Source organism: Streptomyces sp. NPDC002602 (genome assembly GCF_042889445.1).
Classification (GTDB): Bacteria; Actinomycetota; Actinomycetes; order Streptomycetales; family Streptomycetaceae; genus Streptomyces.
Map to the genome: position 1 here is coordinate 51042 of NZ_JBIAQX010000002.1, position 16645 is coordinate 67686.

Below are 16645 nucleotides of genomic sequence, written 5' to 3' on the forward strand. Positions count from 1 at the left end.
TTCACCGCTCTCCGGACGGACGCTTCTTGACGCGCCGTCTCATCGACTTCCATCTCAGCCCGATCCGCGGCCGGCCGGTCTTCGGCTGCCGCATCGCGAGTGCCGCGCGCGCCGCCGGCTCCTCACGCGCGAAGGCGATGAGCAGTCCGACCGCGAACATGGTCGGCAGCAGGGCCGACCCTCCGTAGGAGAACAGCGGGAGCGGGACCCCGGCGATCGGCAACAGGCCGAGCACCGCACCGATATTGATCACGGCCTGCGCCGTGATCCATGTGGTCACGCCTCCCGCGGCATACCGTACGAAGGGGTCCTCCGTGCGTCCGGCCACGCGGATACCCGCATAGCCTAGAGCCGCGAACAGGGCGAGCACCGACAGCGTCCCCGCCAGACCCAGTTCCTCACCGGTGATGGCGAAGATGAAGTCGGTGTGGGCTTCCGGCAGTTGGCCCCATTTTTCCACACTGGCACCCAGCCCGGAACCGAACCATCCCCCGGACGCGAGGGCGTAGGTTCCGTGGACGGCCTGCCAGCAAAGGTCGTTCTTGCCCGGTTCTGTCGCACCGAGGCACGCGAGCCGGTCCATCCGGTGCGGACTCGTCCTGATCAGCAGTGCGATGATCACACCCGCGAACGCGAGAACCCCGACGAACATCCGGGTGGGCGCGCCCGCCAGCCAGAGCAGGCCGAAGAGGATGGCCCCGAGGATCATCGCGGTGCCCATGTCGCCGCCGAGCATGATGAGTCCGAGCAGCAGGAAGGCGACCGGGACCAGCGGCACCAACAGGTGCTTCCACTGGCTCAGCAGCCCCCTGTCGCCCTTGCGGGCCAGCAGGTCGGCCCCCCACAGGATCAGCGCCAGTTTGCCGAACTCGCTGGGCTGGAGCATGAACGGGCCGCCGAGGGAGAGCCAGTTCCGGTTGCCGTTGATCGACACTCCTATCCCGGGGAGCTGCACCAGGACCATCAGGAAGAGGGTCCCGGCCAGCACCGGGTAGGACAGGGCCCGGTGGAGCTTGACGGGCATCCGGGAGGCGGCCAGCAGCAGGACGGCGCCGATGACGGCCGCGAGGAACTGCTTCTTGAAGAAGTAGGCGTCTCCCAGGCCGAGCTGGAGCGCCTTGATCATGGAGGCCGAGTAGACCATCACGAGGCCGAGCACGGTGATCAACAGCGAGCTGCCGAAGATCAGGTAATACGCCGTGAGCGGACGGTCCCAGGCCTTGCGCAACTGCTGTTGCGTACGCCGGAGCCCGGCGAGCGGCCCACGCCCGCCGGGCCCCTTCCCACCGATCACCGGGCGCTTGCGCCCCTGCGCCTTGACGGCTTTGACGGCCTTCGCGGCGGACGGCCGCCGCCCCGGCAGTACTTGCTTGGCCGGCATCTGTGATCTTCCCCTCCACTCGTGCGACGAGCAGCCGGTCGGGAAGGACACCTGCCCTGGTTCGACCTAGGCGCTCTCGGCGGCCAGTTCGCGCACCGCGTCGGCGAATGCGTCCCCACGCTCGTTGTAGTTCGCGAACATGTCCATCGAGGCACAGGCAGGTGCCAACAGGACCGTGTCGCCGCGCTCGGCGAGACGGGCCGCTTCCCGGACCGCCGCGAGCATCGCCCCAGTGTCGGTCCGGTCGAGGTCCACGACGGGTACCTGCGGCGCGTGTCGCGCCAGCGCGTCCGCGATCAGGGCCCGGTCGGCACCCATCAGGACCACGGCCCGCAGACGCCCGGCCGACTTGCGCACGAGCTCGTCGAAGGTCGCGCCCTTGGCGAGGCCGCCGGCGATCCACACGATCGGCTCGAAGGCCGCCAGGGAGGCCTCCGCCGCGTGGGTGTTGGTGGCCTTGGAGTCGTCGACGTACGTGACCCCGTCCACCTCGTCCACGTGCGCGACCCGGTGGGCGTCCGGCCGGAAGTCGCGCAGGCCGTCGCGGACCGCGCGCGGTTCGACGCCGAAGGCGCGGGCCAGGGCCGCCGCGGCGAGCGCGTTGGCGATGTTGTGCGGGGCGGGCGGGTTGACGTCCTCGACCTGCGCGAGTTCCTGGGCGTTCTTCTGCCGGTTCTCCACGAAGGCCCGGTCCACCAGGATCCCGTCGACCACGCCCAGCATGGAGGGGCCGGGGGCGCCGAGGGTGAAGCCGATCGCCCGGCAGCCCTCCTCGACGTCGGCTTCCACGACGAGGTCCTCGGTGGCCCGGTCGGCGACGTTGTAGACGCAGGCCACCGTGTTGCCCTCGTAGATCCGGCCCTTGTCGGCGGCGTACGCCTCCATCGAGCCGTGCCAGTCGAGGTGGTCGGGGGCCAGGTTGAGGACGGCCGCCGAGTGGGCGCGCACGGAGGGCGCCCAGTGGAGCTGGTAGCTGGAGAGCTCGACGGCGAGGACGTCGTACGCCTCCCCGCCGGTCACCACGTCGATGATCGGGGTGCCGATGTTGCCGACGGCCGCGGTCTTGAGGCCCGCGGCCCGCAGGATCGACGCGAGCATCTGGGTGGTCGTCGTCTTGCCGTTCGTGCCGGTGATCGCGAGCCAGGGGGCCGCGTCGGGGCCCCGCAGGAGCCAGGCGATCTCCACGTCCCCGACGACCTCGACACCGGCCTCGGCGGCCGCGGCGAACAGCGGGCTGTCGGGCTTCCAGCCGGGCGAGGTCACGACCAGGTCGGTGCCCTCGGGCAGGGTCGTGGCGTCCGCGAGGCGCACGGAGATCCCCGCCGCCTCCAGCTCCGCCGCCCGGGCCCGGTGGCCCTCGCTGTCGCCGCCGTCGACGACGGTCACCGAAGCGCCGAGGCCGGCCAGGGCGCGGGCGGCACTGATGCCGCTCACGCCGAGGCCGGCGACGGTGATGTTCTTGCCGTGCCAGGAGGTCACTTGTCGGCTGCCCATCCCGCGTAGAAGAGACCGAGACCCACGATCACGCACATGCCCTGGATGATCCAGAAGCGGACCACCACGAGGACCTCGGACCACCCCTTGAGTTCGAAGTGGTGCTGGAGTGGCGCCATCCGGAAGACGCGCTTGCCGGTCAGCTTGAAGGAGCCGACCTGGATGACGACCGACATCGTGATGAGCACGAAGAGGCCGCCGAGGAGGGCCATCAGGAACTCCGTGCGGGAGCAGATGGCGAGGCCGGCGAGCGCGCCGCCGAGCGCCAGCGAACCGGTGTCACCCATGAAGATCTTGGCGGGCGAGGTGTTCCACCACAGGAAGCCGAAGCAGGCTCCCATGAGGGCGGAGGCGACGACCGCGAGGTCCAGCGGGTCGCGCACCTCGAAGCAGGCGGCCGGGTTGGTCAGGGTCTGCGCGTTGGCGCAGGACTCCTGGTACTGCCAGACGCCGATGAAGGTGTAGGCGCCGAAGACCATCACGGCGGCGCCGGTGGCCAGTCCGTCCAGGCCGTCGGTCAGGTTCACGCCGTTGGACATCGCCAGGATCATGAACAGGGCCCAGACGACGAACAGCACCGGCCCGATCGACCAGCCGAAGTCCGTGACGAACGACAGCTTGGTCGAGGCCGGGGTCAGCCCCTTGGAGTCCTTGAACTGGAGGGCGAGCACCGCGAAGGCGATGCCGACGATCAGCTGGCCGGACATCTTGGCCTTGGCCCGCAGACCGAGCGAACGCCTCTTGACGATCTTGATGTAGTCGTCCAGATAGCCGACCAGTCCCATGCCGGCCATCAGGAAGAGGACGAGCAGTCCGGAGAAGCTCACCTCTTCCCCGGTGATGACCTTCGTCAGGGCGTACGCGATGAGCGTCGCCAGGATGAAGGAGATGCCACCCATGGTGGGTGTGCCCTTCTTCCCGGCGTGGCCGCGGGGGCCGTCGTCACGGATGAACTGGCCGTAGCCCTTGCGGGCCAGCAGCTTGATCAGGAGAGGGGTGCCGATGAGCGTCAGGAACAGACCGATGACACCGGCGAAGAGAATCTGCCTCATCGGTCGGCGACCTCGCCCTCGCGCTCCAGCAACGCAAGCGCGACCCGCTCCAGGCCGATCGACCTGGAAGCCTTCACCAGCACGACGTCACCCGGGCGCAGTTCACTGCGCAACAGGTCGACCGCCGCCTGCGCGTCGGACACGAGCACCGACTCCTCACCCCACGAACCCTCGTTATATGCGCCCAGTTGCAACCAGGACGCTTCCCTGCCCCCGACTGCGACGAGCCTGCTCACGTTGAGCCGGACGGCGAGCCGTCCCACCGCGTCGTGCTCGGCCAGCGATGCGTCACCCAACTCGGCCATGGGACCGAGCACCGCCCACGTGCGTCCCCCGCCGGCCCTCGCGGAGCCGCCCATCGCGGCAAGCGCGCGCAGGGCGGCCCGCATGGACTCGGGGTTCGCGTTGTAGGCGTCGTTGACGATCGTCACGCCGTCCGCTCGCTCGGTGACCTCCATCCGCCACCGGGACAACGTGCCCGCCCCGGAGAGCGCGGTGGCGATCTCCGGAGTGGACATGCCCAGTACATGGGCGACGGCGGCCGCGGCGAGCGCGTTCGACACGTGGTGCTCACCGTACAGCCGCAAGGTCACATCGCCGCACCCGGAGGGTGTGTGGAGTGTGAAGGCGGGCGTTCCCCCGGCCGTCATCCGTACGTCCGTGGCCCGGATGTCGGCGTCCTCGGCCTCGCCGAAGAGGACCGTACGGGCCTTCGTGCGGGCGGACATGGCGCGCACGAGCAGGTCGTCGGCGTTCAGGACGGCGACGCCCCCGTCGGCCTCGGACGGCAGGGCCTCGACCAGTTCGCCCTTGGCCCGGGCGATCTGCTCGCGGCCGCCGAACTCGCCGATGTGGGCGGTGCCGACGTTGAGGACCAGGCCGATGCGCGGCGGGGTCAGGCCGGTGAGGTAGGCGATGTGGCCGATCCCGCGGGCACCCATCTCCAGCACCAGGTGCCGGGTGTCCTCGGTGGCCTTGAGGGCGGTGAGCGGCAGGCCGATCTCGTTGTTGAGGGAGCCCGGCGTCCACACGGTGGGTGCGTGCTGTTGGAGCACCTGGGCGATGAGGTCCTTGGTGGAGGTCTTGCCGGCGGAACCGGTCAGGGCCACCACGTCGGTGCCGAGGCGTTCGACGACGGCGCGGGCGAGGGCGCCGAGCGCCTTCTCCACGTCGGGGACGACGATCGCGGGTACGCCGACGGGGCGGGCGGCGAGGACGGCGGTGGCGCCGGCCGCGACCGCGCGCTCCGCGTAGTCGTGGCCGTCGACGTTCTCGCCCTGGAAGGCGGCGAACAGGCTGCCGGCCTCCACCTGACGGGAGTCGATGACCACGGCCCCGCTGATCCGCACCGCCGGATCCGGTATGTCGTGGGGCCGCCCGCCGGTGATGTCGGCGATCTCGGCGAGGGAAAGGGCGATCACTGGTTCACCTCGGCCTGCGTGGTTGCGTGGTGCGGGGCCTCGGTGCGCGCCTCGATGGCCGCGCGCAGGACCTCGCGGTCGTCGAAGGGGCGTACGACGCCGGCGATGTCCTGGCCCTGTTCGTGGCCCTTGCCCGCGACCAGCACCGTGTCACCGGGCCGGGCGCTCGCGACGGCGGCGGCGATGGCCGCGGCCCGGTCGGCGTCGACGAGGACGGTGCCCCGTTCGGCGGGGGGCACGGACACGGCGCCCTCGAACATCGCGGCCAGGATGGCCAGGGGGTCCTCGGAGCGCGGGTTGTCGGAGGTGAGCACGGCGACGTCGGCGAACCGCGCGGCCGCGGCGCCCATCGGGGCCCGCTTGGTGGTGTCGCGGTCGCCGCCGCAGCCGAGCACGATGTGCAGCCGGCCCTCGGTGACCTCGCGCAGGGCCCGCAGCACCGATTCGACGGCGTCGGTCTTGTGGGCGTAGTCGACGACGGCCAGGAACGGCTGTCCCGCGTCGACGCGTTCCAGCCGGCCGGGCACCCCGGGGACCGCGGCGACGCCGTCGGCGGCGGTCTGCGGGTCGATGCCGGCGGCGGCCAGGGTGACGATCGCGGCGACGGTGTTGGCGACGTTGAACGGGCCGGGCAGCGGCGCGGTGGCGCGTACGCGCCGGCCGTCCGGGCCGACGAGGGTCAGCGTGGAGTCGGCGGCCCCCAGGACCACGTCCTCGGCGCGCCAGTCGGCGGCCGGGTCGCCCGTGGCCGAGAAGGTGACGATCGGGATCGTCGCCTCCTTGGCGAGGCGGCGGCCGTACTCGTCGTCGGCGTTCACCACTCCGAGGCGGGCGCGGCGCTCGGTGAAGAGCTGCGCCTTGGCCTGGAAGTAGTCCTCCATGTCGGAGTGGAACTCCATGTGTTCCGGGCTCAGGTTGTTGAAGACGGCGACGTCGAAGACGCAGCCGTCGACCCGGCCGAGCACGAGGGCGTGGCTGGAGACCTCCATGGCCACGGCCTCGACCCCGCGTTCGCGCATGACGGCGAACAGGGCCTGGAGGTCGGTGGCCTCGGGGGTGGTGCGCTCGGACTTGATGCGTTCGTCGCCGATGCGCATCTCGACGGTGCCGACGAGGCCGGTGGCCCGGCCGGCGGCGCGCAGGCCGCCCTCGACCAGGTACGCGGTGGTGGTCTTGCCGGAGGTGCCGGTGATGCCGAGCTGGAGGAGGGCCTCGCCCGGCCGGCCGTAGATCGCGGCGGCGAGCTCTCCCATCCGGGCGCGCGGGTCGGCGACGGCGAGCACCGGCAGTCCGGTCGCCGCGGCGCGTTCGGCGCCGGCGGGATCGGTCAGCACGGCGGCGGCGCCGAGGGCGGCCGCCTGGGCGGCGAAGTCCGCGCCGTGCGCCTTGGCGCCGGGGAGGGCCGCGTAGAGGTCGCCGGGGCGCACCGCACGGGAGTCGTGCGTGATGCCGGTGATCCGCGGACCCGTCGGCTCGCCGGCGGCCTCGAGGTCCACCAGGGCCGCGAGCTCGGCCAGCGGGGTGGGGCGCACGGACACGGGGCGGGGCGCTCCCGGCGGCGCTGCCGGGGCGTCTTTCCGGGTGGTTCTGGGCTGATCAGCGTGGGACACGGCGGTGAGCGTACCGGGCGCGGTGGCCCCGTCGCGAAGCGAGGTCCCGACCGCGGGGCCGGTGGCCGACTGGTTCCCGGGTTTGGGGGTGATCGTTGTCACTGATGGTGCCTCACGCTTTTCTGGCTGGGCGGCGGGTTCACTGGCCGGGCTGCGGGCCGGGCCGGGTACTCGGCTGTGGTGCGGGCTGCGGGCCCGGTTCGAAGGTGACCGGAAGTCCGGCGGGGGCGGTGCCGGTGGGGGCGACCTGGAGGGTCTTGAGGGCGAACTCCATGACCTTCTTGTAGATGGGTCCGCAGATCTGGCCGCCGAAGTAACTGCCCTTGGTGGGGTTCTGGATGGCGCAGTACACGGTGACGCGCGGGCTGTCGGCGGGCGCGAAGCCGGCGAACGAGGCGGTGTATCCCTTGTAGCGGCCGGTGGCCGGGTCGACGCGGTTGGAGGTGCCGGTCTTGCCGCCGACGCGGTAGCCGGGGATGCGCGCCTTGGTGCCGGTGCCCTCCTGGTCGTCGACCACGGATTCGAGCATCGCGGCGAGGGTCTTGGAGGTGTCCTGGCTGATCACCTTGGTCTGCTCGGGGGCGGGGGCCGGGGTGAAGCGGCCGTCGGGTCCCCTGGTGCCGCGGACCAGGGTGGGCTCGATCCGGACGCCGCCGTTGGCGATGGTGGAGTACACGGAGGCCGCCTGGACGGCGTTGAGGGACAGGCCCTGGCCGAAGGGGATCGTGTACTGCTGGGACGTGGACCAGGCCTCGGGCCTGGCGAGGATGCCGCGGGATTCGCCGGGGTAGTCCAGGCCGGTGGGCTGCCCGATGCCGAACTTGGTCAGGTATCCGTACAGGACCTTGTTGGCCTCGGGCTGGGTGGCGCCGAGCCGGCCGGTGGCCAGGATGGTGCCGATGTTCGAGGACTTGGCGAGCACCCCGTTGAGGGTCAGGTACCAGGTGGGGTGGTCCACGTCGTCCTTGAAGAGGCGGTCGCCGCGGTGGAGGCGGTTGGGGACCTCGACGGGGGTCGCCGGGGTGGCCTTCTTCTCCTCCAGGACGGCGGCCATCGACATCACCTTGGCGGTGGAGCCGGGCTCGTACACGTCCTGGAGGGCGGCGTTGCCCATGGCGGTGGAGCGGGCCTTCGACAGGTCGTTGGGGTCGAAGCCGGGGGCGTTGGCCATGGCCAGCACCTCGCCGGTGCGGGTGTCCTGCACGACGACGTAGCCGCGGTCGGCGCCGGACTTCTCGACCTGTTCGGTGATGGCGCTCTGCGCGGCCCACTGGATGTCGCGGTCGATGGTCAGCTCGATGTCCTCGCCGGGCACGGCGGCCTTCTCGCTGGACTCGGCGGTGGGGACGCGCCGGCCGCCGGACTGGGCGTAGGTGAGGCTGCCGTCCTTGCCGGAGAGCTTCTTGTCGAGGGAGGACTCCAGGCCGCCGCCGCCCTTGCCCTCGGCGTTGACGTAACCCAGTATCCCGGCGGCGAGGTCGCCGTTCGGGTACACGCGCTTGCTGCTGTCCTCCTTGAACACGCCCGCGATGACGTTGGCGCCGGGGCCGTTCTTGCGCTTGTCGGCGGCCGCCTTGTCCGCGAAGACCTTCTTGAGGTCCTTGATCTGGTTCCAGACCTGGGGGGTCTGGCGGCGGGCGAGGATGACGTAGCGGGAGTTCTTCGTCTCCAGGAGCTTGGCGATCTCCTTGGCGTCCTTGCCGAGGATCGGCGCGAGGAGGGCCGCGGCCTGCGCGGGGGCGTCCGGGGCCTTGCTCTCCTGCGCGGTGAACATCTTCGGGTCGGCGGTGATGTCGTACGCGTCGACGCTCGTGGCCAGGGCCACGCCCTTGCGGTCGGTGATCTCCCCGCGTTCGGCGGCCAGGGTGTAGCTGGTGAAGCGGTTCTCGGAGGCCTTGGCGGAGTAGGCGGAGGCGTCGACGGCCTGTACCTGGAGCAGCCGTACGACGAAGGCGAGCATGACCAGGGTCAGCCCGACGCCGACGAGGCGCAGCCGGGGTTTGGGGTTTCCGAGCCGGATGGTGTGGGCCGTGCGGGCCGGGGCCGGCCTGCGGGTGGCGGGGCGGGACGCGGGACGCGCCGTGGCCCTGGCCCGGTCGCCGCCGTTGGGCCGGGGCCGGCCGGGGCCCGGCACCCGCCGCCGGGGCGGCTCCTGCGGGCTCACGCGGCCACCGCCGGCACGGCCCGGACGGCGTCTCCGGCCGGGGCGCCGCCCGGCGAACGAGGCGGGGGCGGGCTGGGGGCAAGCCCCGCGGGGGTCCGCGTCACGACGTCACCTTCCAGGGGTCTGGCTGGGCTGGGGGGTCCCGCTCGCCGCGGACGGGTTGGGCGCGGGCGGGCCGCTCGCGGCGGGGGACGGGGCCCCGGAGGGCGCGCCGGACGCCGCGGAGGGCTGCGCGACCGGCGCGGGGGACGGCGGGGGCGGCGCCTGCGCCTGCGAGGCGGTGCCCGCGACCTTCCCGTCCGGGCCGATGAAGACGGGGCTGCCGCCCGGCACCAGGCCCAGTTCGTGCGCCCGTCGCTGGAGCGCGTCGGGGGCCGAGTAGCCGTCCACGTCCCGCTGGAGCGCCTGCTCCTCGTCGGTCAGCACGAGGGTCTCCTTCTTCAGCTGCGTGAGCTGGAAGGAGCCCTGGTTGAGCGCGGAGTTCAGCAACAGCAGGCTGATCAGGCCGCCGCCCAGCAGGGCGACGACCAACAGCACGAAAGGCATCCGGGCCGCCTGACCCGCTCCGTTCCCCGCTCCGGCGCCGGCGGCGACGCCGGGCCTCAGCCGCCCTCCGCGCTTGATCACAGTCGCGCCTCGCGGATCCGTTCGACTCCGCGGCACCGGGCGGGAGCCGCCCGCCGGTTCTCGGCGATCTCCTCCTCCGTGGGGAGCTCGGCGCCGCGCGTGAGGAGTTTGAGCTTGGGCTGGTACTTCTCCGGCACCACCGGCAGTCCGGGGGGCGCGGTGGAGGCGGCGCCCGCCGCGAAGACCTGCTTGACCAGCCGGTCCTCCAGCGAGTGGTACGACAGCACCGCGATCCGGCCGCCGACCGCGATCCGGTCCACGGCCGCCGGGATGGCCCGCTCCAGGCCGGACAGCTCGCCGTTGACCTCGATGCGCAGCGCCTGGAAGGTGCGCTTGGCCGGGTTGCCGCCGGTGCGCTTCGCCGCCTGGGGCAGCGAGTCGCGGATCAGTTCGACCAGCCGGGCGCTGTTGGTGAAGGGTTCCTTCTCCCGCTCCCGCACCACCGCGGAGACGATGCGTTTGGCCTGCTTCTCCTCGCCGTACTGGCGCAGGATGCGGACCAGCTCGCCGGGGGCGTAGGTGTTGAGGACCTCGGCGGCGCTGATGCCGGTCGACTGGTCCATGCGCATGTCGAGCGGGGCGTCCTGGGCGTACGCGAACCCTCGGTCGGCCTCGTCGAGCTGCATCGAGGAGACGCCCAGGTCGAAGAGGATGCCCTGGACCGCGGGGATGCGCAGTCCGTCGAGCACCTCGGCCAGGTCGGCGTAGATCGCGTGGACGAGGGTGACCCGGTCGCCGAAGGGCGCGAGGCGCTCCCCGGAGAGCCTCAGGGCCTCCTTGTCGCGGTCGAGGCCGATCAGGTGGGCCTCGGGGAACCGGGTCAGCAGGGCCTCGCTGTGGCCGCCGAGACCGAGGGTGCAGTCGACTACGACGGCCCCCGGCCTCTCCAGCGCCGGGGCCAACAGGTCCAGGCACCGCTGGAGCATCACCGGGACGTGTCGGGACTCGCTAGTCAAAGCGCCCTCTCAGATAACGGCGCGGCAGGCGTACGCCGCGCCGCGCACGCGGAGTTTTACCAGGGGGCCGGGCGGCCGGTGAGGGCCGGGCTCCGGCCGGTTCGCGTCACTTTAGTGCAACGGTCCCCGCGGTCAACGAACCGCCCGGCGCGCCGTCCGCTCCGCTCGTACGGAACCCGCGAATGCCGCGAATCACCTGAACAGCGGCATCCTGCCCACCCTTGTGGGTTAGCTCACAACAAGGCCGGTTGACCTTCTTTGTCCCTCCTCGCTCCATGCCTCCCCCAGCGGTGCCCATTAACGTCTTAGACATGACGACTTCCGCATCCCTGCCCGCAGAATCCGCAGCCCAGGCGTCCGCCGGTGGGTCCGTCACGGACCGGCTGGTCGAGGCGAACCGCAGGTACGCCTCCGCGTTCGGCGATCCCGGGATGGACGCCCGCCCGGTCCTCCAGGTCGCCGTCGTGGCCTGCATGGACGCCCGCCTCGACCTGCACGCCGCCCTCGGCCTGAAGCTGGGCGACTGCCACACGATCCGCAACGCCGGCGGTGTGGTCACCGACGACACGATCCGTTCGCTCACCATCAGCCAGCGGGCGCTGGGCACCCGCGCGGTGATACTCATCCACCACACCGGCTGCGGTCTCGAAAGCCTGACCGAGGACTTCCGGCACGAGCTGGAGGACGAGGTCGGCCAGCGCCCCGCCTGGGCCGTCGAGGCCTTCCGGGACGTGGACCAGGACGTGCGCCAGTCCATGCAGCGGGTTCGGACGAACCCCTTCCTGCCCTTCCGCGACGATGTGCGAGGCTTCGTCTTCGACGTGCACACCGGGCTCCTGCGGGAGATCGATCCCAGCTCTTGAGTGACACAAGGCCGTAACGCCGTCAAGAATGCGGGGTGACGCCACCCGGGAGTGTTCCCGGGCCGGCGTCCGCACTCTCGCGATGCAGAGGTGTCGGGGTGGGCCGGTTCATGCGTCAAGAGCGTGATCGGCCCGGAAACAAGGGCCGAGGAGAACAAGGTGACCACGTATGACGACCGAGCGAGCCTCGCGGATCTGACCAGCACTGCGGAGCGGGTCCGCCACTCGGTCGAGAGCGTGATCGAGGGCAAGCCGGAGGTCGTCCGCCTCGCGCTGACGGTCCTGCTCGCGGAGGGGCACCTGCTGATCGAGGACGTGCCCGGCGTCGGCAAGACCATGCTGGCCAAGACGCTCGCCAAGTCCATCGACTGCTCGGTGCAGCGCATCCAGTTCACGCCGGACCTGCTGCCGTCCGACATCACCGGCGTCAGCATCTACGACCAGCAGCGCCGCGAGTTCGAGTTCAAGCCCGGCGCGATCTTCGCCCAGATCGTCATCGGCGACGAGATCAACCGCGCCTCCCCCAAGACCCAGTCCGCGCTGCTGGAGTCGATGGAGGAACGCCAGGTCACCATCGACGGCACGACCTACACGCTTCCCAGCCCCTTCATGGTGGTCGCCACCCAGAACCCGGTGGAGATGGAGGGCACCTACCCGCTCCCCGAGGCCCAGCGCGACCGTTTCATGGCCCGCGTCTCGGTCGGCTACCCCAGCCCGGAGGCCGAGCTCCAGATGCTGGACGTGCACGGCGGGCTCTCCCCGCTGGACGACCTGCAGGCCGTCGCGCACGCCCACGACATCGTCAAGCTGATAGAGGCCGTCCGCGAGGTGTACGTGGCCGAGCCCGTGCGCCGCTACGTGGTCGACCTGGTCTCCGCCACCCGCAGCCACCCGGACCTGCGCCTGGGCGCCTCGCCCCGCGCCACCCTGCACCTGCTGCGCGCCGTGAAGGCGTCCGCCGCGCTGACCGGCCGGGACTACGTCCTGCCCGACGACGTCCAGGCGCTGGCCGCCCCGGTCCTCGCGCACCGGCTGCTGCCGACCGCGCAGGCCCAGCTGAACCGGCGGACCGCCGAGCAGGTCGTCGCCGACATCCTGCAGCGCACCCCCGTGCCGGCCGCGCACGCACGCGGCGAGATGCCGCCCGGCGCGGGCATCCGGGGCTTCTGATGAGCGCCGGTGCCCCGAGCGGCGCCGGTGGCGCGGGAGGGGGCGGCGCCGGTCTGCGCGCCTCGCTGTCGGGGCTGACCACGCGCGGCCGCTCGTTCCTGGCCGCCGGGATCGCGGCCGCCGCGTGCGCGTACGTACTCGGACAGGGCGAGCTGCTCCGGGTCGGACTGCTGCTGGCCCTGCTCCCCCTGATCTGTGTCGTCGCCCTGCACCGCACCCGCCACCGGGTCTCCGGCAGCCGCCGGCTGACCCCGGACCGGGTGCCCGCGGGCGGTGAGGCCAGGGTGCAACTGCGCATGGACAACACCTCCAGGATGCCCACCGGGCTGCTGATGCTCCAGGACCGGGTGCCGTACGTGCTGGGGCCCCGGCCCCGCTTCGTCCTGGACCGGGTCGAGCCCGCGGGGCGCCGCGAGGTGTCCTACCGGGTCCGCTCCGACCTGCGCGGCCGCTACCCGCTGGGCCCGCTCCAGCTCCGGCTGACCGACCCCTTCGGGATGGTCGAGTTGACCCGTTCCTTCAGCACCTACGACACCCTCACCGTCATCCCGCGCACCGAGGCCCTGCCCGCGGTCCGCCTGACCGGCGAGGCCAACGGCCACGGCGACGGCAGCCGCCGCTCCCTGGCCCTGGCCGGCGACGACGACGTGATCCCGCGCGAGTACCGGCGCGGCGACGACCTGCGTCGGGTGCACTGGCGCTCCACCGCCCGCTACGGCGAGCTGATGGTGCGCCGCGAGGAGCAGCCCCAGCGCACCAGGGCCACGGTCCTGCTGGACACCCGGGCGGACGCCTACCGGGGCGCCGGCCCCGACTCCGCCTTCGAGTGGGCCGTGTCCGGGGCCGCCTCCACCCTGGTGCACCTGCTGGAGCAGGGGTTCTCGGTGCGGCTGCTGACCGACAACGGCACCTCGGTACCCGGCGACACCGGCGGCGGCTTCTCCTCCGGCGGGCACGATCCCGCCGAGGCGGCCGGGCTGATGCTGGACACCCTCGCGGTCATCGGGCACTCCGACGAGAGCGGGCTGTCCAAGGCCCACGACGCGCTCCGCGGCGGCGGGGCGGGCGGGGGCTTCGGCGGGGCGGGCTCCGACGGGCTCCTCATCGCCTTCCTCGGCGACCTGGACGACGTACAGACGGAGATGGCGAGCAGGATGCGGCAGCGCAGCGGGGGCGCCGTGGCGTTCGTGCTGGACTCCGCGGCCTGGACGGGCGAGACCTCGCGGGTGGAGACACGGCTGGGCCGGCTGCGCGACGCGGGCTGGACGGCACTGGCCGCCCCGCCCGGGGTGGCCTTCGGCGATCTGTGGCGGCAGGCCGGGAACTCCCCGCTCGGCACGGCGACTTCCGGAGGTTGGGGATGAGCGGGCGCGCACGACTGACGTTCTTCGCGATGCTGGCCACACTGCTGACCTCCTGGTCGCTGGCCCCGCTGGTGGAGTCCTCCGGCTGGCTGGTGCAGGCGGCGGTACTGCTCGGCGTGCAGAGCGCCGTGGGGGCCGGGGCCCGGCGGATCCCGTTGGCGCGGTCGCTGACGGTGGCGGCGCAGCTCCTGGTGACGCTGCTGCTGCTTGTCTTCCTCTTCGCGGGGAAGGCCGAGTCGCCCTCCGGCGGGCTGCTGGGCCACCTGGTCACGGACTTCGGGTCGCTGTTCCAGCAGGGTGTGCGCGATGTCGGCGAGTTCGCCATACCGGCGCCGCTGACGGACGGCATACGGCTGCTGCTGCTCGCCGGGGTGCTGCTGATCGGTCTGCTGGTGGACATGCTGGCCGTCACGATGCGGACGGCCGCGGCGGCCGGACTGCCGCTGTTGGCGCTCTACTCGGTGGCCGCCGGGCTCTCGGCCGGTCAGGGCGGCGCCTGGTTCTCCTTCCTGCTGGCGGGCTGCGGCTTCCTGATGCTGCTGTTGACCGAGGGGCGGGACCGGCTCGCGCAGTGGGGCCGGGTCTTCGGCGCGGCACCGGGCGGGCGCGTCTCGGCCGCTTCCGGCTACGGGGGCGGCAAGGACGGCACCCGGGCCGTGGCCCCGGTGCGCACCGGCCGGCGGATCGGCGTGGTCACGCTCGGTCTGGCGCTGGCCGTGCCGGCGGTGCTGCCGTCGCTGGGCGGCGGCATGCTGGGCACCGGGGACGACGGCGGTGCGGGCAACGGCGCGGGCGGCGGGACGATCTCGGCGGTGAACCCGCTGGTGTCGCTCCAGGGCAGCCTGAACGCGCAGGACAACCGGGTGGTGCTGCGGTACCGCACGGACAGCCCCCAGCAGTCCGAGCAGTACCTGCGCATCCTCGCGCTCGACGAGTTCAACGGGGTCAAGTGGGAGGCCTCCGGGCGCCCCCTGACGGACGTGCCGGAGAGGTTGCCCAACCCGCAGGGGCTCGGCGGTGAGGTGCGCCGGGACGCGGCCGAGGTGCGCACGACCGTCTCGGCGGCCCAGACGTACGCGCAGCGCTACCTGCCGATGCCGTACCCGGCGACGCAGGTGGACATCGGCGGGAAGTGGCGGTTCGAGCCGGCCGGCCGGACCCTGGTCGGGGACCAGTTGGGCAAGGACCGCTTCCAGAACGTGCAGGGCGCCCAGTACACGGTGCGCAGCCTGCTGCTCCGGCCGACGGCCTCGCAGTTGCGCAACGCCCCCGAGCCGGACCCGGCGGTCCGGTCCGAGTACACGAAGCTGCCGTCCGGCCTGCCGCCGGTCGTCGCCGAGACGGCCAGGAAGGTCACCCGGGGCGCGACCGACGACTACACGCGGGCGGTCCGGCTCCAGGACTTCTTCGCGGTGAGCGGCGGGTTCCGCTACGACACCACGGTGAGTTCCGGTTCGGGTTCGCAGGCCATCGCCCGGTTCCTGAACGACAAGGAGGGCTTCTGCGTCCACTTCTCGTTCTCGATGGCGGCGATGGCCCGCTCGCTGAACATCCCGGCGCGGGTGGCGGTCGGGTTCACCCCGGGCTCCAAGCAGGCCGACGGCAGCGTGAACGTGTCGCTGCGGGACGCGCACGCGTGGCCCGAGCTGTACTTCGAGGGCGTGGGCTGGACCCGGTTCGAGCCGACCCCCCGTTCGGGCATCTCGGTACCGGAGTACAGCCGGGCCGCGCAGCCGACCGCGCAGCCGTCCGCCCCGGCGGCGCTGCCCTCGCCGGGCGCGTCGGCGCCTTCGGCGGCCCCGTCGAAGGCGGAGGACTGCCCGCCGGAGCTGAAGAAGCTCGGCGAGTGCGGCGGGCCCGTGCTCTCGCAGGGCGGGAACTCCGACGGTGGGGTGACGCCGCTGTCGGTCCTGGGCTGGACGGCCGCGGGGATCCTCGTCCTGGGTCTGCCCCTGCTGCCCCTGCTGTGGCGGCGCAGGATCCGGACGCGGCGGCTGGCGGCCGGCGACGTGCTGCTCGCCTGGCGCGAGTTGGGCGACGCGGCCTGGGACGTGAACATCCCGCCGGACGAGGCCCTGTCCCCCCGCCGGGCGGCGGGGCGGGTGGTCGTCCTGGGCCGGCTGGAGGACGAGGCCGCCCGGGCCGTGCACCGGGTCGCGGGCGCGGTGGAACGGGCTCTGTACGCCCCGCCGGGCGCGGACACCTCGTACGAGGGGCTGGCGGACGACGTCCTGCTGGCGAGTGCCGCGCTGCTCGCGACCGTGTCGCGCGGCACCCGGGTACGGGCCCTGTTGCTGCCCCGGTCCCTGGCCCGGCTCTCCTGGGCCGCGTCGACCCGTTGGTCGGGCGTGACCGCCCGGGGCGCGGCGCTGTCCGGTCGGATCCGGCTCCCGCTGCGCGGCCGGGGCTGAGCCCGGGCCGGCCCCTCGGGGTCGGCCCCGGACCCAAGCACGCGAAAACGCCGGTGCGGCGAGGCTCGTTCCCCCCGAGCCCCGCCGCACCGGCGTTCGTGTCGCCGGGTCCCCCGTACCCCTCCCGGCCGA

General features: G+C 72.6%; 12 protein-coding genes. 4 read left to right on the forward strand and 8 right to left on the reverse strand.

Translation table 11 applies throughout. The features are described from left to right. Window position 1 precedes the first annotated feature (1 nt). The 8 genes from ftsW to rsmH form a co-directional block, all read right to left on the reverse strand. Window positions 2–1381, reverse strand: a complete 1380-nt coding sequence (gene ftsW / locus ACFYW3_RS05625; protein ID WP_351763007.1) for a putative lipid II flippase FtsW — start codon at window positions 1379–1381, stop codon at window positions 2–4. 66 nt (window positions 1382–1447) lie between these two features. Then, window positions 1448–2875 carry a UDP-N-acetylmuramoyl-L-alanine--D-glutamate ligase gene (gene murD / locus ACFYW3_RS05630; protein ID WP_351763004.1) on the reverse strand — a complete coding sequence of 476 codons (1428 nt, stop codon included), beginning with the start codon at window positions 2873–2875 and terminating at the stop codon, window positions 1448–1450. Continuing rightward, window positions 2857–3927 (reverse strand): phospho-N-acetylmuramoyl-pentapeptide-transferase, encoded by a 1071-nt coding sequence (mraY, locus tag ACFYW3_RS05635; RefSeq protein WP_351386069.1) that lies wholly within the window; start codon window positions 3925–3927, stop codon window positions 2857–2859. Before mraY ends, murD begins: the two co-directional genes overlap by 19 nt. Beyond that, on the reverse strand, window positions 3924–5348 hold the full coding sequence (murF, locus tag ACFYW3_RS05640) for a UDP-N-acetylmuramoyl-tripeptide--D-alanyl-D-alanine ligase (protein WP_351763001.1): 1425 nt from the start codon (window positions 5346–5348) through the stop codon (window positions 3924–3926). Before murF ends, mraY begins: the two co-directional genes overlap by 4 nt. Beyond that, window positions 5345–7060 (reverse strand): UDP-N-acetylmuramoyl-L-alanyl-D-glutamate--2,6-diaminopimelate ligase, encoded by a 1716-nt coding sequence (locus tag ACFYW3_RS05645; protein ID WP_389385648.1) that lies wholly within the window; start codon window positions 7058–7060, stop codon window positions 5345–5347. Before ACFYW3_RS05645 ends, murF begins: the two co-directional genes overlap by 4 nt. Window positions 7061–7097: 37 nt before the next feature. Then, entirely contained in the window at window positions 7098–9122 is a 2025-nt protein-coding gene (locus ACFYW3_RS05650) for a penicillin-binding protein 2 (protein ID WP_351762995.1), read from the reverse strand. A 108-nt stretch (window positions 9123–9230) separates the two neighbouring features. Beyond that, window positions 9231–9668, reverse strand: a complete 438-nt coding sequence (locus ACFYW3_RS05655) for a hypothetical protein (RefSeq protein ID WP_389385649.1) — start codon at window positions 9666–9668, stop codon at window positions 9231–9233. Window positions 9669–9745: 77 nt separating this feature from the next. Next, a complete protein-coding gene (gene rsmH, locus ACFYW3_RS05660; protein WP_389385963.1) occupies window positions 9746–10675 on the reverse strand; it encodes a 16S rRNA (cytosine(1402)-N(4))-methyltransferase RsmH in 930 nt (309 codons plus the stop codon). Between the two features lie 341 nt (window positions 10676–11016). Between rsmH and ACFYW3_RS05665 the strand changes: the two genes are divergently transcribed. The 4 genes from ACFYW3_RS05665 to ACFYW3_RS05680 all read left to right on the forward strand — a co-directional run bounded on the left by ACFYW3_RS05665 (window position 11017) and on the right by ACFYW3_RS05680 (window position 16513). Further along, a complete protein-coding gene (locus ACFYW3_RS05665) occupies window positions 11017–11568 on the forward strand; it encodes a carbonic anhydrase (RefSeq protein WP_351750078.1) in 552 nt (183 codons plus the stop codon). A 159-nt stretch (window positions 11569–11727) separates the two neighbouring features. Next, window positions 11728–12738, forward strand: a complete 1011-nt coding sequence (locus tag ACFYW3_RS05670; RefSeq protein WP_351750079.1) for a MoxR family ATPase — start codon at window positions 11728–11730, stop codon at window positions 12736–12738. After that, window positions 12738–14102 (forward strand): DUF58 domain-containing protein, encoded by a 1365-nt coding sequence (locus tag ACFYW3_RS05675; RefSeq protein WP_351750080.1) that lies wholly within the window; start codon window positions 12738–12740, stop codon window positions 14100–14102. The genes ACFYW3_RS05670 and ACFYW3_RS05675 overlap by 1 nt, the downstream gene beginning before the upstream one ends. Beyond that, complete coding sequence (locus tag ACFYW3_RS05680) at window positions 14099–16513, forward strand: transglutaminaseTgpA domain-containing protein (RefSeq protein WP_389385650.1); 2415 nt, start codon at window positions 14099–14101, stop codon at window positions 16511–16513. The genes ACFYW3_RS05675 and ACFYW3_RS05680 overlap by 4 nt, the downstream gene beginning before the upstream one ends. Window positions 16514–16645: the final 132 nt, after the last annotated feature.